Source organism: Streptomyces sp. GL_140 (assembly GCF_057834465.1).
The window spans coordinates 7,861,426-7,880,781 of record NZ_CM174404.1 but is presented as its reverse complement, the minus strand read 5'-3'; the positions used below and the strand labels follow the sequence as shown (position 1 = coordinate 7,880,781).

Genomic DNA, 19,356 nt, shown 5'->3' with positions numbered 1-19,356 from the left:
GCCCCTTCGCGCCTGCCGGAACCGATGGCGGGTCCACCCGCGTCCTGGGAAGATCGAACACGACGGAAGGAATCCTGTGTCGCCTGGTGAGTTGTTCCGCACGCTCCGCCGCCGCTGGTACGTTCTGCTCCTGGTGGCGGTGCTCGCGGGCGCCGGGACCCTGCAGGTGCTCCACCCCGACCGGACCTACGTGAGTTCCGCGATCGTCGTGCTCAAGCCTCCGGTGACCGGCAGCCAGCCGAACCAGCTCACCAATCTGCAGCCGCCGCTCGCCGCCGTGTCCTACGCGGCGATCCAGCAGCTGGAATCCCCCGCCGGGGCAGCCGAGTTGAGCGCCGCCGGGGTGGAGGGAACGTACCGGCTGATGCCGCGCAACAGCGGAACCAGCGTCACGCCCCGCTATCTGATCCCCTCGCTCCAGGTGCAGGCGGAGCACCCGGACCCCGGGACGGCGAACCTGGCCGTGACGAAGGTCGTCGAGGCCTATACGAAGCACATCACGGCCCTTCAGGCGGAGCAGCACATCCCGGAGACGGCGCGGATGAGTGTGACCCTCCTGGTCCCGCCGACCGCGGTGCCGCGGACCGGGATCAAGAGCCGGGGGCTGGCCGGGACGGTGCTGCTGGCGGGCGTCTGCGGCACGGCCGCCGCCCTGTGGACCGATCAGCTCCTGACGCGCCGAAGCCGGCGCCGGCGCGAAGGCGCCGACGCCGGTCCGGGTGACGACGTGGCCGGGATCCCGGTGCCCGCCGCCGCGGCGGCCCGCTGAGGAAGCGGACCGCCGGGCCACCGCCACCCCAATGAAGGGGTGGCGGTGTTCGTGGTGGTGCTGGTTCATCAAATCCCTCGGCGTTTCCAGGACTGCCACCAGAGCCACTCGCGTCCCCGGTCGGCGACGGCCGAGAGCACCAGCGGCTGGAGGTACGGCATGACGCGGGCCCCGATCCTGCGGCGCCTGCGCAGTGCCCCGTATTCGCCCAGCGAGGTGTAGTCCGACAGGCACTCGGCGGCGAACGCCTCCAGTTCCTCGACCGGAACCGCCCCGGTGCGCCCGCGGTCGTAGGCCCGGTAGGCACGCCGCAGCGCGTACCGGGCGAGCCGGGTCCGCGCCAGGACCGACAGCCGGCCGGCCTCCGGAAGGAGGCCGGCGCACTTCTCCAGCACCGAGTCGAAGGCGACGAGGCGCTGGCGCAGGTCGTCGAGCTGTCCACCGAATTCGGTGGTGGACATGTTGTTTCCGTGGACCCGGTAGAAGGCCTGATCGGCGCCGCGGACGTAGCCCACGTCGGCGTGTGCCGCCAGCCGCATCCACATCTCGATGTCCCCCGCGTGCGGGAGGTCGGGGTCGTATCCCCCGACCTTGCGCTGGAGGCTGGTGCGGACGACCACCTCGGGCGAGGTGATGCACCCGGTGCCCTCCCTGAACCGCCGCTCCAGCCACCACCTGCCGGGGTAGACCACCGAACCGGTGCTCCGGGTCCGGGCGGCGGGCAGCGGCCCGCCGTGCTGGAACCGCAACGGCCTGCCGTAGGCGAATCCGGCCTCGGGGTGTGCGTCCAGCAGGGCCGCGGCGCGCACCAGGGCCCCGGGGACCAGCCGGTCGTCGGCCGAGAGCAGCGCGACGTAGTCCCCGTCGGCCCACTCCAACAGGCCCTCGTTGTAGGTGGCGATGTGGCCCTGGTTCTTCTCGTGGACCCGGACCTCGATCCGGGGGTCGGAGGCGGCGAGGGCGCGTGCGACCTCCCCCGAGTCGTCCGGGGAGGCGTCGTCGATGATCAGGACGCGTACGTCCACGCCCTCCTGCTCGTCGAGGACGCTACTGACGCAGTCGGCCAGGAAGTGCCCGTACTTGTAGCAGGGGATGACCACGCTGACGGTGCTCACTGGCTGGGCACCTCCGTCGCGGCCTGCGCGTCGAGGGCGGCCGGGGCCGTGGTGCTGAAGACGGGGCCGACCCAGTAGTTCACCGAGCCGAAGGTGTTGTTCGGGAAGGCCGCGGAAGAACCGTACTTGTAGAGGCCGTTGGCGCCGCCGCTGCCGTCGGCCGGTGCGACCAGCGGATAGGAGCGGTGCGCCGCGGTGAAGTACCCGCCGTCCACGGAGTACTTGCCGTTCGGCGCGTGGTACGAGGCCACGTAACTGGTGTTGGCCGTGATGGCCACCGGGGTGGTGAAGTGGAGCTGCTGCCAGCCTGACAGGGTTTCACTGCCGAAGGTGCCGGTGGCCAGCAGGGTGCCATCGGCCGACCAGAGACTGCCGGTGTGCGTGCCGGTGTTCCCGGGGCCCTTGTAGAAGGTGATGCCGGTGACGTAGCCGCCGACCGTGGACTGGAAACGGGTGCCCAGTTCCACGGAGTTGGTGTCGTCGTTGACGTTGGCGGTGGTCGGCTCGGCGGTGGACGGCCACAGGGTGCAGGGGCAGTTCACCGCGGGCGGGCTGGTACTGGTGGTGAAGTTCCAGGTGACCGGCGCGGCCATGTTGTTGCCCCACAGGTCCGCGGCCTGCACCGAGGCCGTGTACGTGGTGTTCAGCCCCAGTTCGGTGGAGGGGGTGAAGGTGGCGCTGTTCGAGGCGGTGAGCACCTTGGTTCCGGGGACGGTGGCGCCGCCCGGGTCCTTCAGCGTGAACTGAAGCGTGTCCACGTCGACGGCCGCGTTGAAGGTGGCCTTGACCGTGGCCGTGATCGCGGTGCCGGTGGCCGCCGACTGCGGGGTGGTGGAGGTGACGGTGGGCGGGGCCGTGCTCGCGGTGGCCGTGTCCAGGACGGCGTCCACCCAGTAGTTGCTGCCCGAGGACGTCGTGGAGGGGAATCCGCCCGTGGTGCTGTACTTGTAGACGCCGTTGCCGCCGTCGGTGCCGCTCTTCAGCGCCGTCAGCGGGGCCAGCCCCGCGTCGGAGGAGGCGAAGGTGTTGTCGTAGGAGTACCCGCCGCCCGGGGCGAAGTAGGAGGCGATGTACGTGGTGTTGGCCTTGACGGGGACCGGCGAGGAGAAGTTCAGCTGCTGCCAGCCGGAGGCCGTCTCGTTGGTGAAGGTGCCGGTGGCGAGCCGCTGTCCCGTACTGCTCCACAGGCTGCCGGTGTGGGTGCCGGTGTTGGCCGGGGACTTGTAGAAGCGCACGCCCGTGATCGAACCGGGAACGGAGGAGCGGATCTTGACGCCGAGCTCGACGGCGCCGCCGTCACCGGCGTTGATGGTCCCGGGTACCGCCGCGGCGGGCCAGACGGTGCAGGGGCACTGCTGGGGGCCGACGGTGAGCGGCACGGTGGTGACGGCGCCGATGTTGACGCTGTCGTCCACCGCCCGGACCTTGATCTGCAGGGAGGCGGGGGTGGTCGGGGTCCACGTGTAGCTCCAGGGCCCGACGCCCGTGGCCGCCTTCCAGGTGGTGCCGCCGTCGGTGGAGACCTCCACGCGGGCGACCACGCCGCCGCTGTCGGTGGCCGTGCCGGTGACGGTCACCGGGCGCAGCGCGGGAACGGTGGCGTTGGCCGCGGGACTGGTGACGGTGACGGCGGGACCGGTGGTGTCCGAGGAGGCGTCCGCGTTGACCAGGTCGTCCTGCTTGGACTTGGGCTTGACGCCCATGTCGGCGAACAGGTTCACCGTCGCCTGCTGCATCCTCTTGTCCGCGGTGACGACCACGTCGTCCGGATTGCCCGTCGGCATGTTGGTCAGGCCCCAGGACCACTGCACGGTGCCGGCGCCGAAGACCAGGGCGTGCGAGGTCTGGTCCCGGAAGGCGACCAGGCTGTGCTTGGCGGTGCCGTTGCCGTAGGTGTTGCCGTAGTCGAGCCGGAGTTTGCCGTCGTTGATGTCCACGGTGGTGGAGGACATGGCGATCTGACCGGGCGGGCGCGCCGCGTCCTCGACGTCGCTGTCCCACTCGTAGCCGAGCGTGCCGACCGGGAAGGTGGCGGTCTGCGAGGGGGTCAGGTTCGCGACGGTGGTGTTGCGCCACAACCGCATCTTGGCGTAGGCGCCGGGCACGGTGATCGCGTCGCTGCGGTAGCCGTTGACGCTGAACAGGGAGCCGGTCAGCTGGTTCTGCGGCTGGTAGGGGCGCCCGTTCGTGGAGCTGGCCGGGTCCATGAAGGTGCCGGTCCAGATTCCGCTCGGGTCCGGGATGCCGTTGGGCTGGGGGAAGGAGAGCTTGGTCTCCTTGTAGCAGACCAGCGTCCGGTTGGCGGTGTTGGCGCCGTCGATGCTGGGGGCCAGGCGGGTCTTCCAGAAGACCTCGTTGCCGCTGAAGTAGGTCTGGTTGACCCCGGCGTGACGGGCGTTCAGGGCGTTCGTGAACTGGTCCTGGGTCCAGTACTCGTCGTGCCCGGAGGACATGAAGACCTTGTGGTTCTGGAGCTGGGTGGCTCCGCGGGTGGACATGTCGATGCCGGACATGTAGCTGAGGTCGTACCCGTTGCGCTCCAGCCAGGAGATCATCTGGTACTCGGACCCGTAGATCCCGTTCTCCCCGCCGATGTCCATCGGCCGGTTGTAACTGACCTCGTACGCGCGGCCGTCGGGCGCGGGTCCGGCGCCGTCGTACAGGTCCTGGCCACCGTAGTTGTTGTACGCCTGCCAGGTCTGGTCGCTGGTCTGCACGACGATGTCGGAGTGGCTGGAGTCGTTGCGGACGACGAACGGGTAGGGCATGACCCCGTTGCCGTCCGCCTGGTCGAAGTTGGCGATGTACAGGCCGGACACGGCGTCCGGGGGAACCGTCCAGGTCGCCGTGACGGGCCAGTTGCCGCAGTCGACCAGGCCGGTGGCGGCCTTTGTGGTGCAGCTGCGCGGATTGCCGCCCGGCTGGAAGTTCGCCGGGTAGGTCTGGGCCGCCTGCGCCGGAGTGGACAGCATCCGGGCTCCGTTGCCCCCGTAGTAGCCCAGCCGGTAGACCGAGACCTTGTACGGGGTCGACGACTGGACCTTGAACTGCACGGTGTCGCCCGTCTGGACGCTCATCTGGGCGCTGAAGCCCTTGATGTCACCGTAGGCGCTCGGTGCGAACCAGTCGGACATCGGCGTGCCCGCCTTGGAGTTCTCGCACACGATCGCGTTCGTGCCGGACCCGCAGGGGTCCACCGCACCCGCCACCGCGGCCGGAGGTAAGACCGTGGCCATCAGAGCCACGATGGCTGTGAAGAGTCCGTATCGGAGCAGCCTTGTCCGTCTGTTCATCTGTACCTTCTTATGCGTCTCTGGCGTCAGCGCAGGGCGTCGGTGAGCGCTTCCACGACCCGCTGCTGTTGAGCGGGCGTGATCTGGGGGAAGAGCGGGAGGGAAAGCATCCGGTCCGCGGCCAGTTCGGCGTGCGGGAAGTCCCCGCGTCCGTGGCCTAGGTGGGCGAAGGCCCCGGTGAGGTGGACGGGGGCCGGGTAGTGCACGCCCGCACCGATGCCCTCCGCGTTGAGCTTGCCGACGACCGCGTCGCGGTCCGCGTCGCGGACCCGGACCACGTACAGGTGCCAGACGTGGACGTTGCCCAGCGCCGTGGCCGGCAGGGTCAGGCTTCCGGCGGCGGCGAGGTCGGCCAGCAGCTCGTCGTAGCGGGCGGCGGCGGCGCGGCGGGCCGCGTTCCCCTCGGCCAGCCGGGCCAGCTTGGCCCGCAGCACCACGGCCTGAAGCCCGTCCAGGCGGCTGTTGAACCCGGCAACGTCGTGGCGGTACTTGGCGACGCCGCCGTGGTTGGCGAGCGCCCGCACCAGGTCCGCGGTCTCCTCGTCGTCGGTCACCACCGCGCCCGCGTCCCCGTACGCGCCCAGGTTCTTGCCCGGGTAGAAGCTCGTTGCGGCGATCCCGCCGCTGCCGGGAGAGCGTCCGGCGCGGGTGGCGCCCTGGCTCTGCGCGGCGTCCTCCACGACCCTGGCGTGCGCGGGCAGGGCCGCGGCCAGCTCCCCGGCGTCGGCGCACTGTCCGTACAGGTGGACCGGGACCACCGCCCGGGTGGCCTTCCCGACCGCGTCCAGCGCGGCCTGCGGATCGATCAGCAGGGTGTCGGGGAGGCAGTCCACCAGGACCGGCCGCGCTCCGATGCGGGCGACGGCCCCGGCGGTGGCGATGAACGTGTTGGCGGGCAGCACCACTTCGTCGCCGACGCCCACTCCCACGGCGCGCAGCGCCAGTTCCAGCGCGTCGGTGCCGTTGGCCACGCCGACGCAGTGGCCGGTCCCGGCGAAGGCCGCGTATTCGCGCTCGAAGGCGCGTACCTCCTCGCCGCCGATGAAGGCGGTGCCGGCCAGCACGCGGTCGAATCCGGCGCGTATCTCCTCGGCGACTTCTGCGTGCGCCGCCTTGAGGTCGACGAGCGGTATCTGGTTCATCGGGTTGTGCTCCCCATCCGTGTCTCCGGCCTCCGGCCGGTCTCCAAGGCATCGGCCCGCAGCTCCTCGAGCGCCGGGCCACCGGCCTCGCGCAGCCGGCGGGCCGGGCTTCCCGCCCACACCTCGCCGGGCGGCACGTCGGCCAGGACCGTGCTTCCCATCCCGGTCAGCGACCAGGCGCCGACCGTGGTGTACTCCCGCACCAGTGCGCCCGCGCCCACATACGCGCCCCTGCCCAGGCGCACCCCGCCGCCGAGGCGGACCCCTGAGGCGAGGGTCGCGAAGTCCCCGATGGTGTCGTCGTGGGTGAGGACCGTGTGCGGCATCACCGCCACGTGGGCCCCCACGCGTACCGCCGCAGTCAGCACGCAGTGCGCGAGCAGCACCGAGCCCGCGCCGAGCTCCGAGGATCCGGAGACCGACGCCGTCGGGTGGACCACCGTCGCGTAGCGGGTTTCGGGCAGCGCGAGGCGGCGTACCAGCCGGGCCCGTACCGCGTAGTCGCGCGGACTGCCCACGCAGACCACCACGCGGGCGGACGGGCGGCTGTGCACCAGGTCGCAGCCGCCCAGCACCTCCACGCCGTCCACGTCCCGGCCGTGCAGGGCCGGATTGTCGTCCAGATGTCCGGCCAGCCGCCAGCGCGGTACGCGGCCGCCCGCCAGGTCGGCGGCGGCCGCGTCCCGTACGGCCTGGGCGGCCTCGCGGGCGAATCCGCCCGCGCCGACGACCAGCAGGTCCTCGGTGGCCGCGGTGGACCCGGCCGCCCCGGCGCCCCTGGTGCGGGGCCCGCTCATCCGCCGACCTGTCCGCGCAGCACAGCCACCACCCGGTCCTGCTGGTCCTGGGTCATCGTGTGGAACAGCGGCAGGATCAGCGAGTCCCGGCTGATCCGCTCGGTCACCGGCAGCGGGGCCGCCCCGTGTCCGGCGTACGCCGGCTCCAGGTGCGAGGCCATGATTCCGCGCCGGGCCGAGATCCCGGCTTCGGCCAGCACCGCCAGCAGCTCGTCCCGGCCGACCGGGTACTCCTCGGTGAGCAGCACCCAGTACGACTGGAAGTTGCCCTCGCCGTGGGCGGGGTCCCGCACGGGGCGCAGGCCCGTGATCCCGGCCAGCAGTCGCGCGTACCGGGCGGCGAGCCTGCGCCGGCGGGCCACGATCTCGTCCAGCTTGCCCAGCTGCACCAGGCCGACCGCGGCCTGGATGTCGGTCATCCGGTAGTTGTAGCCGACTTCCAGATAGCTCTCGGCGATCGGCTTGCTGCTCGCGTGCCGCTGCGCCGCGGACACGTTCATGCCGTGCTCGCGCAGTCGGCGCAGCCGCTCCGCCCACTGGGCGTCGTCGGTGGTGACCATGCCGCCCTCGCCGGTGGTGATCACCTTGCGGGGGTGGAAGGACCAGGCGGCCAGCAGGGCTCCCTGGCCCACGGACTTGCCGCCCACGGTGGCGCCGATCCCGCAGGCCGCGTCCTCCACCAGCGGGACGCCCCAGTCGGCGCAGGCCGCGCGCAGCGCGTGCACGTCGGCCGGCACCCCGCCCTGGTGGACGGCGAGCACCGCCCTGGTGCGCGGGGTACGCACTGCGTCCACGGTGGCCGGGGTCAGGTTCCCGGTGGCCTCCTCCACGTCCGCGAAGACGGGGTGCGCCCCCACGTAGCGCACCGCGTTGGCGGTGGCGATGAAGGAGAGCGAGGGGACGATCACCTCGTCGCCCGGTCCGAGCTCCAGGGCGATCAGGGCCAGGTGCAGGGCGGTGGTGCACGAGCTGACGGCGATGCCGTGCTCGGCGCCCACCCGCTCGGCGAAGGCCCGCTCGAACTCCGCGACCCTGGGGCCCTGGGCCACCCAGCCGGAGAGGACCGCGTCGGCCGCGGCCTTCGCCTCGTCCTCGCCGAGCCACGGGATCATGACCGGGACGCGGGCGGGGGCCTCCTTGGCGGCGGGGTCCGGCGCGGCGGGGTCCGGGGCGCCGGCGTCCGGCGCGCTCATCGGCCGGTTCCCTCGGCCGCGGCGGCGCGCGTGGCGGCAGAGGCGGCGTCCGCCGCGCGCTCGGCCCGCCACCAGTCCACCAGGTCGCGCAGCCCGGTGCGCAGGTCGATCCCGGCCGTGAAGCCGAGGCGCTGCGCGGCCTGCGTGGTGTCCGCGAGACGGCGGGTCACCCCGTTGACCGTGCGGGCCGGCCCGTGTTCGGGGACCAGGCCCTGCGCGCCCATGGCCTCCAGCAGCCCGTTGGCCAGGCCGAGCAGACTCGTCTCGGACCCGCTCGCGATGTTGAACACCTCGTCGGTCAGATCCGACTCGGCGGCCAGCAGGTTGGCGCGTGCGATGTCCCTGACGTCGACGAAGTCCATGGTCTGGGTGCCGTCGCCGAGGATCAGCGGCGGCTCGCCGGTGGCGATCCGCTCCATCCAGCGGATCAGCACCTCGGTGTACAGCCCGTGGATGTCCATCCGGGGGCCGTAGACGTTGAAGTAGCGCAGCGCGACGTAGTCCAGCCCGTACATGGAGTGGAAGCTGCGCAGCACCGCTTCGTTGAAGGCCTTCGCGGCCCCGTAGAAGGTGTCGTTGTTGTACGGGTGGTGGCGCTCGGTGGTCGGGAAGGACTCCGCAAGCCCGTAGACGGACGCCGAGGAGGAGGCGATGACCTTGCCCACCCCGGCGGCGGCCGCGGCCTCCAGCACGTTGAAGGTGCCGTCGACCATAACCTCGTTCGCCAGCCGCGGTTCCGCCGCGCACTGGGTGATCCGGATGGCCGCCAGGTGGAAGACCAGGTCGGCGCCCTCGGTCACCTTGTGTACGGTGGCCGCGTCCCGTATGTCGCCCTCGACCAGCTCGACCAGGCCGCTCGGCAGGGCCCGCGCCAGGTTGGCGGTGCGCCCCCGCACGAAGTTGTCGAGGACCACGATCTCGCGGGCCCCGTTGTCCACCAGCAGGTCGACCAGGTGGGAGCCGATCGTGCCCGCTCCGCCGGTGACCAGAATCTTCTTGCCTCGTACGCTGCTCAACGCCCTGCCCCTACTGAGTCGGTCATGGTCTTCCCTGCTGCGTCCGTCGTGGACGCCGCCGCGCCCGTCAACGCCCGGTGCGCAGTCCGACGACCGCGCCACGGAACTCCAGGCTCCGGGAGGCCGCTTCGAGGATGTCGAGGACCTGCAGTCCCGCCCGGCCGTCGGTCAGCGCCGGCCGTCGTGTCGTGATCGCCGCGGCGAACTCCTCGACCATGCTGCGCAGGGCCTCCTTCTCGCCGAGCGCGGGCGCCACCATGTCGCCGCTCCGGTAGGAGACGAGCATGTCGCGGCGCTCGTCCGCGCCGATCTCCTGCGGGGCCGTGAGGTCCACGCCGCGGTCGAACACGGCAACGCGCTGGCTGGGGTTGAGGTCGTCCCACACGAGGGTGCGCTTGGAGCCACCGACCATCGTGGTGCGGACCTTGACCGGGGAGAGCCAGTTGACGTGCACGTGGGCGATGGCGCCGGTGTTGAGCTGGAGCGTCAGATAGGCCACGCAGGACTGTCCGGCGCCGATCGGGTCGGCCCCGTGGGCGGCCACGGCCACCGGGTGGACGTTGTCCGGGAGGATGAAGTCGAGGACCGAGAGGTCGTGGGGGGCCAGGTCCCACAGGACGTCGATGTCCTTCTGGACCAGCCCCAGGTTGATCCGGACCGAGTCGACGAACTGGATCTCGCCGAGTTCCCCGGAGCGGACCATGTCGCGGATGCGGGCCACCGCGGGGGTGTAGCAGTAGGTGTGGTCGCACATGAGGGTGAGACCGCGTTCCTCGGCCTCCTTCACCAGCCGCAGACCGTCCTCGTACGTGGCCGCGAGGGGCTTCTCCACGAGGACGTGCTTGCCGGCGCGCAGGGCGGCCAGCGCCACGTCGAGGTGGGTGCCGGCCGGGGTGGCCACGGCGACCGCGTCGACGGCCGGGTCGGCCAGGACCGCCGCGTAGTCGGAGGTCGCCTGAACCGTGGAGTATCCGCCGAGCACCTGGCGAGCCCGGTCGACGTTCAGATCGCAGAGCCAGCGGAGCCGGAACTGCGGACTCGACTGGAAATTGCGGACGAGATTGGGGCCCCAGTAGCCCGCGCCGACGACGGCGACACCTAACGGCTCCACCGGCCCCGCATGTGCGGCCCCGGCTTCCTGCCGGGCGTCCTTCGCGGTGTCCTTCACAGCGTTCCCTTTCCTTCCGCGCACGCCCGCAGGCGTGTCGACGACCCATGGCCGGGGCGCGTGCGGAGGAAGGAGGTGCCGTCGACGGCAGGCCGGGCGCCTGCGCGACCCGTGCGTGACCCGCCCAACGGTGATGGCCCCCCACGACCGATGCCGTACGTGTTCCACGTACTTCCGCCCCCCGGCCGTCCGGCACCCCACGCGCCGGTCCGGCCATGGGCAGGCGGCTCGTTCCCCCAAGCCGCCGAACCCGTACCTGCCACAACTTCCCTGATCCGACCGGACAACGGCGGCGCCGAAGCACGCCGAATCCGGTCGGCTGCGTTCAATCTAGACCACGGGGCGTACCCCCGGGGTGAGTTGGAGGAAACGGTCGGTACGGGCGTTCGACCATGCATACTTCCGGGGTGACCAGCATCGTGATCCCGGCCCACAACGAGGGCCGGGTCATCGGCCGGCTCCTCGACGCGCTCCTGGCCGAGGCACCCGCCTCCACTCCCCCTTCGGCCTCCGGACTCGACATCGTCGTGGTGTGCAACGGCTGTACGGACGACACCGCCGCGGTGGCGGGCGCCCGCGGCCCCCTCGTACGGGTGGTCGAGATCCCGACTCCCTCCAAGCACACGGCACTTCGGGTCGGCGACGAGCACGCGCGGGGCTTCCCCCGGCTGTACGTGGACGCCGACGTCGTGGTCGGAGCCGCCGATGTACGGGCCCTGACCGGCGCCCTCGCCGCCGGACCGGAGCTCCTGGCCGCCGCCCCCGGCCGCGACATCCCGCTGGCCGGATGCGCCTGGCCGGTCCGGGCGTACTACCAGGTCTGGCAGCAGCTCCCGGCCGTCCGCGAAGGGCTGTTCGGCCGCGGGGTGATCGCGGTCTCCGAGGCGGGCCACGCGCGGATCGCCGCCCTGCCCCCGCTGATGGCCGACGACCTGGCGGCCTCCCTGGCCTTCGCGCCGGGAGAACGGCGCGTGGTCGAAGCGGCCCGTGTCTCGGTCCATCCGCCGCGCACCTGGGCCGACTTGATCCGTCGCCGCGTACGGGCGGCGACCTCCTCCGCCGAACTGGAGGCGTTCCAGGCCTCCCGGGCCGCCGCATCCCCGGACACCCTCCCTGGGGACGCGCCGCCCGCCCCTTCCGCGCGCACCGGTTTGGGCGACCTGCGCGCGCTGCTCCGGAGCCGGCCACAACTGCTGCCCGGGGTCGTCGTGTTCGCCGTCGCGGCGGTCGCCGCCCGCCGCGGCTCCCGCAAGGCCATCCGCACCGGGGACTTCTCCACCTGGCTGCGCGACGAGAGCAGCCGTCAGGGCTGATCCGCCCGGACAGGCCGAATCCGGCCGTACACAGCACAGTTGGCCCGTACAAGCACTAGGGTCACTCGTGCGTGCGAGCGCCGTACGCACGAGTGACGCGCATACGGCCGCGTACGCACGAGTGACCCAGACCGTCGCCACCGGGAGCTCCAGAGCCATGTACCTCGCGGACCGCTCCGCGCCCTCCGGCGCGAAGACCGCACCGGACGGGAGACCCGTCCGGGCCCCCGCGGTCGCCTCGGCCGTCCTCGCACTGGGCGCGGTCAGCCTGATCACCGACGTCTCCTCCGAGATGGTCACCGCCGTCCTGCCGCTGTACCTGGTCGCCGGACTGGGCCTGAGCCCCCTCGGGTTCGGCGCGCTCGACGGGCTCTACAACGGGGTCAGCGCCCTGGTGCAGCTGACCGGCGGCCACCTCGCCGACCGGATACGCAACCACAAGCTGATCGCGGGCATCGGCTACGGCCTCTCCGCCCTGTGCAAACCGCTGCTGCTGGTCGCCCACAGCCTCGGCCCCGTGGGCATGGTCCTCGCCCTGGAACGCACCGGCAAGGGGCTGCGCACCGCCCCGCGCGACGCGCTCATCTCCCTCTCCACACCTGCCGAGTTGCAGGGGCGCGCCTTCGGCGTGCACCGTGCGATGGACACCACCGGTGCGCTGCTCGGCCCCCTGGCCGCCTTCTTCATCCTGAGCGTGACGGTCGACGGGTACGACGCCGTCTTCGGGGTCAGCGCCTGCGTCGCCGCCCTGGGCGTCGTGGTGCTCATGCTGTTCGTCCCCTCCGGAGCAGGCCCCGGAGCGGACCCCGCCCCGGCCCGGACGAAACCCGCCGCCTCCCCGACCTCGTCCGCCGCCACCTCTGCCTCCGCCGCCTCCCCGGAGCCGGCGCCGGAGCCGGGCGCGGTGAACGTGCGCGAGGCACTGGCCCTGCTGCGGCTGCCCCGGCTGCGCGCCCTGGCCGGCTGCGCCGCCCTGCTGGGCCTCACCACCGTCAGCGACGCCTTCCTCTACCTGCTGCTCCAGGACCGCGCCGGCATCGGCGAACAGTGGTTCCCGCTGCTGCCGCTCGGTACCGCCGCCGTGTTCCTGCTGCTGGCCGTCCCGGCCGGCGCCCTCGCCGACCGGATCGGGCGCCGCACCGTGTTCCTCGCCGGACACGCCCTCCTACTGGCCGGCTACGGGCTGCTGCTGTGGGCCCCCGCCCACTCCACGCTGCCCTACCTGGTCCTCGCCCTGCACGGCATGTTCTACGCCGCCACCGACGGGGTCCTGCCCGCCGCCGTGGCCGCGACCGTCCCCGTACGGCTGCGGGCCACCGGCATCGCCGTCGTCGGCACCAGCCAGGCACTGGCCCGCTTCGGCTGCTCCCTCGCCTTCGGCGCCGCGTGGACGCTTCTGGGCTCCGGTCCCGCACTCGCCGCCGCCGCGGCCGCCCTGTGCTGCTGCGCGGCCGTCGCGGGCTTCGTACTGCGGCCGACGGCTCCGGCCGGGGACGGGGACGCCCCCGGTCCGGCCCGCACTCCCCCGCACCCCCGACGCTCCCGAGGAACCCGATGACGCGCTCACGCCGGCTGCTCGTACTCGCGCTGGCCGTGCTGCTCCTGGGAGGTCTCGCGGCGGTCGCGGTGCTGCGCGCCGCCGCCCGCTCCGAGCAGACCCGGGAGGGCGATCCCACGGTCGCCCAGGGCAAGGTCACGCTCGGCCGGTCCGACGCGCTGGCCTTCCTCAACGGCGCGCAGGGCCCGCACCGCGGAGCCGTGGCCTCGGTGGCGGCCGGGGCACCCCAGGCCGGACGCACGGCCTCGGACCTCACCTGCCAGCGCTTCTACGCGGCCGCCGGGACCGGAGTGTGCCTCAACTCCAAGCCGGGCGCCCTCGCCCAGGACAACCGGGCCCTGATCGTCGACTCCGACCTGCGCACCCTGCACAGCTTCCCGCTCGCGGGCACCCCGTCCCGGGCCCGGGTCTCCCCCACCGGCCACTTCGCCGCCTGGACCGTCTTCGTCGCCGGGGAGTCCTACGGAGCCGCGTTCTTCTCCACCCGGACCTCGATCGTGGACACCCGGACCTCGACGCTCGAACCCGACCTGGAGAAGTTCTCCATCGTGAAGGACGGCCGCCCCTACACCTCGGGCGACGTGAACTTCTGGGGCGTCACCTTCTCCAAGGACGACGACACCTTCTACGCCACCCTCGCCACCGCCGGCCAGACCTACCTGGTCAGGGGATCGCTCTCCCGACGCGAGGTCACCACCCTGGCCCAGAACGTCGAGTGCCCATCCCTGTCCCCCGACGAGACCCGGGTGGCGTACAAGAAGCGCGTGATGCGCGGTGCTTCCCTGTGGCGCGAGCACGTCCTGGACCTGAGCACCCTGCGGGAGACGCCCCTCTCGGAGAAGCGCAGCGTCGACGACCAGGCCCTGTGGCTCGACGACCGCACCCTGGCCTACGCCCTGCCCGCCGACGGCTCGGTGGACACCACGGACCTCTGGACGGTTCCGGCGGACGGCACCGGCTCCCCCCGGATCCTGGCCCCGGCGGCCTCCTCGCCGACCCGCCTGGGCTGAGCCCCCGGCAACCGGGTACTGGGGCCCGGGGCCCGGCACCCGCTCCGGATCAGGCCTCGGAGCCGGTACCCGCCCCGGTGTCCGTGTCGGTACCCGAGTCGGTAGCCGTGTCGGTGCCCGCCGCCCGCCGGTACTCGGCGTTGATGCGCTGGGCTTCCTCCAGCTGGTCCTCGAGGATGACGATGCGGCAGGCGGACTCGATCGGGGTCCCCTGGTCGACGAGCTCCCTGGCCCGGGCGGCGATGCGCAACTGGTAGCGGGAGTACCGGCGGTGGCCGCCCTCGGAACGCAGCGGGGTGATCAGGCGGGCTTCGCCGATCGCCCGCAGGAAACCGGGGGTGGTGCCGAGCATCTCGGCCGCCCGACCCATGGTGTAGGCCGGGTAGTCATCATCGTCAAGACGACCCAGAGAGTTCTCTGCTGTCACTTTCACCTCGTTTGTGGGACGCGTCGAGGGGCCCAGGCGCTGTACGGCACCGGGGCCCCGAGCCGCATTCAACACCATTTGCCGCGCCCCACTCCCCCTGCGCACCCTCCACGGGGTGGTGCGCGCCGACCCCCGGCCCCGTCCGGGCGTCCGCCGTCGGGTTCAGGGCGTACCCGTGGACGCGGAGAATCGTTGGGGCAGGCATGGGCACCACACACGCCGCTTCCCCGTCCCTGGCACGGCACAGGGCACCCGACCGCGGCTCCGCCGGGACGGTGCGGGCCATCCCCCGGCAGCAGTCTCCGCTCGGCTCTCCGCCCGCCGGCCGGGCCGCCGGCGGATCCGTCGTATTCGATCAGCTCGCACGTGAATGGGAGGCCCGGGGGGCCACCGTTCCCGGCCTGCCCGACCCGCTGTGGGACCGGCTGATCACCTACGAGCATTTCCAGCGCGAGACGGACGCCACCCTGCGCAGTCTGCGCCTGGACCGTGCCGACCCGCCACCACCGGCCCCGCCCGCCGCCCCCGCGCCCGTCCCGGCGGCTCCGGCCGCTCCGGCGGGCCCGCGCTGGACCCGGGCATGACGAAGCACCGAGGGCCCCGGCGGCTCGTGCCGTCCGGGACCCTCGGTGCTGTGCGTGCTGTTCGTGCCGTACGTGCGGTACGCGTCGTACGTGCGCCTTCGCTCAGACCCCGGCCGGGGCCCCGAGCAGCGCGGACGCCTTCTGGACCGGGGTGAGACCGGCGTCGGGCGGCGTCTCCGGGGCGAGCGCACGGCAGGTGAAGCCCAGCGCGGTCAGCGCCCTGGTCACCTCGGCGGCCGTGAAGTCGCGGCGGTCCTGGCGGGTGATGACCGCGCCCACCTGCTTGACGGGGTAGGCGCGGCGGCCGATGATCACGGACTCACCCGTGATCGGTTCGGGCTTGACGCCCTTCATCGAGGCCAGCACCCCGCTCTTGTCGAGGTCGAACGGAAAGCGTGCGATGACGAAGCGCATGATTCCTCACAGGGGGAAGAGAACCGTCCCGGCCGCTGCGGCACGGGGACGCCGGGGCGCGGAGCCCACGGGCGTGGAGGTGCGGAGCTGTGGAGCTTGACCGGGGCGGATCAGGCCGCGGTGGAGAAGGAGCTCCCGCGCTCGGACCGCGCGGGCGACGAGCCCGACCGGCTGCGCCGCTCCTGCGCCGGACGGCTCCGGCGGCCCCGGGAGGACGTACCGCTCTTGGAGCGCTCGGGGACGGGCGCGGTGATGGTGACCGGGATTCCGGACGGCGCCTGGGCGCCGGTGATCCGGTTCAGCTCGGGCTCGCCGGAGCGGACCTGGGTGGTCTGCGGGGTGATCCCGGCGGCCGCCATCAGGCGGGTCATCTCGCGGCGCTGGTTGGGCAGGACCAGCGTGACGACGCTGCCGGACTCGCCGGCACGGGCGGTGCGGCCGCCGCGGTGCAGGTAGTCCTTGTGGTCGGTCGGCGGGTCCACGTTCACGACGAGGTCGAGGTTGTCCACGTGGATGCCGCGGGCCGCGACGTTGGTGGCCACCAGCACCGTCACGTGCCCGGTCTTGAACTGCGCGAGCGTACGGGTGCGCTGGGGCTGCGATTTGCCGCCGTGCAGCGCCGCGGCGCGCACCCCGTTGTGGAGCAGGTGCTCGGTGAGCCGGTCCACGGCGTGCTTGGTGTCCAGGAACATGATCACGCGGCCGTCGCGGGCGGCGATCTCGGTCGTGGCGGCCTGCTTGTCGAAGTTCTGGACGTGCAGGACGTGGTGCTCCATCGTCGTGACGGCACCGGCCGAGGGGTCGACGGAGTGCACGACGGGGTCGGTCAGGTAGCGGCGGACCAGCAGGTCCACGTTGCGGTCGAGGGTGGCGGAGAACAGCATCCGCTGGCCCTCGGGACGCACCTGGTCGAGCAGGGCGGTCACCTGAGGCATGAACCCCATGTCGGCCATCTGGTCGGCCTCGTCCAGGACGGTGATGCCGACCTGGTTCAGCCGGCAGTCGCCGCGCTGGATGAGGTCCTTCAGGCGACCGGGAGTGGCGACGACCACTTCCGCGCCGCCGCGCAGTGCCTGCGCCTGCCGGTAGATGGGCATGCCGCCGACGACGGTGGCCATGCGCAGCTTGACGGCACGGGCGTAGGGGGTGAGCGCGGCCGTGACCTGCTGGGCGAGCTCACGCGTGGGTACGAGGATCAGCGCGAGCGGCTGGCCGGGCTCGGCGCGCTGCCCGGCGGTACGGGCGAGCAGCGCCAGGCCGAAGGCGAGGGTCTTGCCGGATCCGGTGCGGCCCCGGCCCAGGACGTCGCGGCCGACGAGGGTGTTGGGCAGGGTCGCGGCCTGGATCGGGAACGGCGTGGCCATGCCCTCGGCGTTGAGGGTGGCCAGCAGCTGGGCCGGCATGTCGAGGTCGGCGAAGGCCTCGACGGCGGGCAGCCCGGGGACCACGGTGACCGGCAGGGCGAACTCGCCCTGCGGTGCGGAGCTGCGGCGGCCGTAGCCGCCACCACCGGAGCGGGAGGGGCCGCCGGAACGGCCGGGGCCACCGGAACGGCTGGGAGCACCGGAACGGCTGGGGGCCGACGAGCCGAAACGGCTGCCTCGGCTCGCGGAGCCGGCGGAGCCGCCGTAGGAGCCCGTGGAGCCCCCGTAGGAGCCCGCGGAGTCCCCGTAGGAGCCGGTGGAGCCCCCGTAGGAGCCGCCGCTCTTACGGCTGCCGGAAGAGCGGTTGTTCGTACGTGTCGTGCGGTTCATGCGGAACCTTCCTCGATACGGCACACATCGAGGAATTCGGCAGCAGAAATCGAGCCGCACGATGATTCGCAAGAATGAGCCGATACAAAATCAGATATGACGAAGCCGGATTTAACTACTTCCGGGTTGTCACGAAGGGGGCGCCGCGCGGCGCGCCGATGGGAACGGCGGTCACACGCGGGCAGGGAGCCGAGGAAAAATCCATCGGCAGAACAGCTGGGCGCTGGGACAGCGAGCGCTGTCGCGCCGCTCACACGGGCCGCGACGGCCGGCGGAGCCTTGAAAACTACAACGAGCTGGGGCCCGCACCCCAAGGTGCGGGCCCCAGCTGCGTGGTTACGCTTCAGCGTCAGGCAGTGACGATGTTCTCAGCGGTCGGGCCCTTCTGGCCCTGCGCGATGTCGAAGCTGACCTTCTGACCTTCCTGAAGCTCGCGGAAGCCCTGGGAGGCGATGTTCGAGTAGTGGGCGAACACGTCAGGACCGCCACCCTCCTGCTCGATGAAGCCGAAGCCCTTTTCCGCGTTGAACCACTTCACGGTGCCATTAGCCATGTTAAATCTCCTTCGGGGCACAGCCCAGAGATCCGCACTGTGCGAACCTCAAGTCGCCGATGATTGCCCAGCCCGGAAAATGCCGGAAGTAAAATCTTGGGAACCACAACTGCAACTGAAACCACAGTAGCACGCCGGAACCGGCCGGGGGAGAACAATAATTCCACTCCGCCGGTCGGACCAGAAATTCTTACCGCACCCTGCATTCATTTCTGTCCTGGCCAACACAGATATTTCGACGACCAGACTCACGCAACCCTGCGGTTGCACCAACCCGCCCCGATGTGCAACCCTGAAGTTGCACCTCATCGTGGCGGTGGGGACCGAACCGAAGGAGTCCGCAATGAGTACGGATCGGATCGAACGCGACACCCTGATCGAGGCCTCCCTTGAGCGGGTCTGGTCGCTCGTCGCCGAGCCCGGCTTCTGGGTGGCCGACGACGCGGGCCTGACGGTGCTGGCGGGCACCGTGGCCAAGGAAGGGGAGTCGGTCGTGGTGACCAACGCCCAGTACGGCGACTTCCCGGTGCGCGTGGAGAAGGTGGAACCCCCGACCTACCTGGCATACCGCTGGGCCAGCGCGTTCCCCGGGCAGGAACCGAGCGAGGACAACAGCACCCTGGTGGAGTTCACCCTGACCCGGGAGGGCGACAAGACCCGGCTCCGCGTGGTGGAGAGCGGTTTCGCGATGCTGGCCGGGTCCCAGGAGCTGCGCGACCGGGCCCTGAAGGACAACACGGGCGGCTGGCCGCAGGTGCTCGACGCCTTCAGGAAGCGCGTCGAGCAGTCGGCGGCGTGACGGACGGCGAACGCCCCGGCGCGGACTCGGCGGTCGACGACGTCCTCGCCGCCCTCGCCGACCCGACCCGGCGCAAGCTGCTCGACCTGCTGGCCGCACAGGGCCGGGTCACCGCGACCACGCTCGCGCAGGGCCTTCCCGTCTCCCGGCAGGCGGTGGTCAAACACCTCGCCGTCCTGGACGCCGCCGGGCTGGTCTCCGGGAGCCGGGTCGGACGCGAGGTCCGGTACACGGTGCGGCCCGCGGCCCTGGACGCCACGGCACGGTGGATGGCCACCCTCGCCGCCGACTGGGACCGGCGACTGGCGGGCATCAAGCGCATCGCGGAAGCCGCCGAGGCCGCCGAGGCCGCGGAAGCCGCCGAGGCGGAGCGGGACGGGCGGCAGTCCCCGTAGTACCGAATGCCGAGTAGTACCGAAACCGGCGACGCCGGGGCCGGGGCCACAGGGGC

The 19,356-nt window shown here is 72.0% G+C and carries 18 protein-coding genes; 7 read left to right on the top strand and 11 right to left on the bottom strand.

Features of this window, described 5'->3' with window-relative positions:
* The first annotated feature begins 91 nt into the window (after positions 1-91).
* Positions 92-769, top strand: coding sequence for a hypothetical protein (locus AC3IYJ_RS36570; protein ID WP_489398811.1), 678 nt, complete (start codon positions 92-94; stop codon positions 767-769).
* Positions 770-837: 68 nt separating this feature from the next.
* Here AC3IYJ_RS36570 and AC3IYJ_RS36565 read toward each other — a convergent pair whose 3' ends face one another.
* The 7 genes from AC3IYJ_RS36565 to AC3IYJ_RS36535 all read right to left on the bottom strand — a co-directional run bounded on the left by AC3IYJ_RS36565 (position 838) and on the right by AC3IYJ_RS36535 (position 10,493).
* Positions 838-1,884, bottom strand: coding sequence for a glycosyltransferase family 2 protein (locus tag AC3IYJ_RS36565; protein ID WP_489398810.1), 1,047 nt, complete (start codon positions 1,882-1,884; stop codon positions 838-840).
* On the bottom strand, positions 1,881-5,120 hold the full coding sequence (locus AC3IYJ_RS36560) for a DUF4082 domain-containing protein (protein ID WP_489398809.1): 3,240 nt from the start codon (positions 5,118-5,120) through the stop codon (positions 1,881-1,883). Before AC3IYJ_RS36560 ends, AC3IYJ_RS36565 begins: the two co-directional genes overlap by 4 nt.
* A gap of 83 nt (positions 5,121-5,203) precedes the next feature.
* On the bottom strand, positions 5,204-6,319 hold the full coding sequence (locus AC3IYJ_RS36555; RefSeq protein ID WP_489398808.1) for a DegT/DnrJ/EryC1/StrS family aminotransferase: 1,116 nt from the start codon (positions 6,317-6,319) through the stop codon (positions 5,204-5,206).
* The gene (locus AC3IYJ_RS36550; RefSeq protein ID WP_489398807.1) at positions 6,316-7,116 is read right to left on the bottom strand and encodes a NeuD/PglB/VioB family sugar acetyltransferase; all 801 of its coding nucleotides are present in this window, start codon (positions 7,114-7,116) and stop codon (positions 6,316-6,318) included. The genes AC3IYJ_RS36555 and AC3IYJ_RS36550 overlap by 4 nt, the downstream gene beginning before the upstream one ends.
* Positions 7,113-8,309 carry a DegT/DnrJ/EryC1/StrS family aminotransferase gene (locus AC3IYJ_RS36545; protein ID WP_489398806.1) on the bottom strand — a complete coding sequence of 399 codons (1,197 nt, stop codon included), beginning with the start codon at positions 8,307-8,309 and terminating at the stop codon, positions 7,113-7,115. Before AC3IYJ_RS36545 ends, AC3IYJ_RS36550 begins: the two co-directional genes overlap by 4 nt.
* On the bottom strand, positions 8,306-9,325 hold the full coding sequence (locus AC3IYJ_RS36540; RefSeq protein ID WP_489398805.1) for an NAD-dependent epimerase/dehydratase family protein: 1,020 nt from the start codon (positions 9,323-9,325) through the stop codon (positions 8,306-8,308). The genes AC3IYJ_RS36545 and AC3IYJ_RS36540 overlap by 4 nt, the downstream gene beginning before the upstream one ends.
* 67 nt (positions 9,326-9,392) lie before the next feature.
* Positions 9,393-10,493 (bottom strand): Gfo/Idh/MocA family protein, encoded by a 1,101-nt coding sequence (locus tag AC3IYJ_RS36535; protein WP_489398804.1) that lies wholly within the window; start codon positions 10,491-10,493, stop codon positions 9,393-9,395.
* Positions 10,494-10,900: 407 nt separating this feature from the next.
* Between AC3IYJ_RS36535 and AC3IYJ_RS36530 the strand changes: the two genes are divergently transcribed.
* The 3 genes from AC3IYJ_RS36530 (at position 10,901) to AC3IYJ_RS36520 (ending at position 14,374) form a co-directional block, all read left to right on the top strand.
* Positions 10,901-11,806, top strand: coding sequence for a glycosyltransferase family 2 protein (locus tag AC3IYJ_RS36530; RefSeq protein ID WP_489398803.1), 906 nt, complete (start codon positions 10,901-10,903; stop codon positions 11,804-11,806).
* A gap of 157 nt (positions 11,807-11,963) precedes the next feature.
* Positions 11,964-13,364, top strand: coding sequence for an MFS transporter (locus AC3IYJ_RS36525; RefSeq protein WP_489398802.1), 1,401 nt, complete (start codon positions 11,964-11,966; stop codon positions 13,362-13,364).
* A complete protein-coding gene (locus tag AC3IYJ_RS36520; protein ID WP_489398801.1) occupies positions 13,361-14,374 on the top strand; it encodes a TolB-like translocation protein in 1,014 nt (337 codons plus the stop codon). The genes AC3IYJ_RS36525 and AC3IYJ_RS36520 overlap by 4 nt, the downstream gene beginning before the upstream one ends.
* A gap of 49 nt (positions 14,375-14,423) precedes the next feature.
* Here AC3IYJ_RS36520 and AC3IYJ_RS36515 read toward each other — a convergent pair whose 3' ends face one another.
* The gene (locus tag AC3IYJ_RS36515) at positions 14,424-14,801 is read right to left on the bottom strand and encodes a helix-turn-helix domain-containing protein (RefSeq protein WP_489398800.1); all 378 of its coding nucleotides are present in this window, start codon (positions 14,799-14,801) and stop codon (positions 14,424-14,426) included.
* Positions 14,802-15,004: 203 nt separating this feature from the next.
* Here AC3IYJ_RS36515 and AC3IYJ_RS36510 point away from each other — a divergent pair, with 203 nt between their 5' ends.
* On the top strand, positions 15,005-15,385 hold the full coding sequence (locus AC3IYJ_RS36510) for a hypothetical protein (RefSeq protein ID WP_489398799.1): 381 nt from the start codon (positions 15,005-15,007) through the stop codon (positions 15,383-15,385).
* A gap of 102 nt (positions 15,386-15,487) precedes the next feature.
* Here the strand turns inward: AC3IYJ_RS36510 and AC3IYJ_RS36505 are convergent, their stop codons facing one another.
* The 3 genes from AC3IYJ_RS36505 to AC3IYJ_RS36495 form a co-directional block, all read right to left on the bottom strand.
* A complete protein-coding gene (locus AC3IYJ_RS36505; protein WP_489398798.1) occupies positions 15,488-15,799 on the bottom strand; it encodes an SCO5918 family protein in 312 nt (103 codons plus the stop codon).
* Positions 15,800-15,909: 110 nt separating this feature from the next.
* Complete coding sequence (locus AC3IYJ_RS36500; protein ID WP_489398797.1) at positions 15,910-17,553, bottom strand: DEAD/DEAH box helicase; 1,644 nt, start codon at positions 17,551-17,553, stop codon at positions 15,910-15,912.
* 349 nt (positions 17,554-17,902) lie between these two features.
* A complete protein-coding gene (locus tag AC3IYJ_RS36495) occupies positions 17,903-18,106 on the bottom strand; it encodes a cold-shock protein (RefSeq protein WP_053678014.1) in 204 nt (67 codons plus the stop codon).
* A gap of 343 nt (positions 18,107-18,449) precedes the next feature.
* Here AC3IYJ_RS36495 and AC3IYJ_RS36490 point away from each other — a divergent pair, with 343 nt between their 5' ends.
* On the top strand, positions 18,450-18,905 hold the full coding sequence (locus AC3IYJ_RS36490) for an SRPBCC domain-containing protein (RefSeq protein WP_489398796.1): 456 nt from the start codon (positions 18,450-18,452) through the stop codon (positions 18,903-18,905).
* Entirely contained in the window at positions 18,902-19,300 is a 399-nt protein-coding gene (locus tag AC3IYJ_RS36485) for an ArsR/SmtB family transcription factor (protein WP_489398795.1), read from the top strand. The genes AC3IYJ_RS36490 and AC3IYJ_RS36485 overlap by 4 nt, the downstream gene beginning before the upstream one ends.
* Positions 19,301-19,356 lie beyond the last annotated feature (56 nt).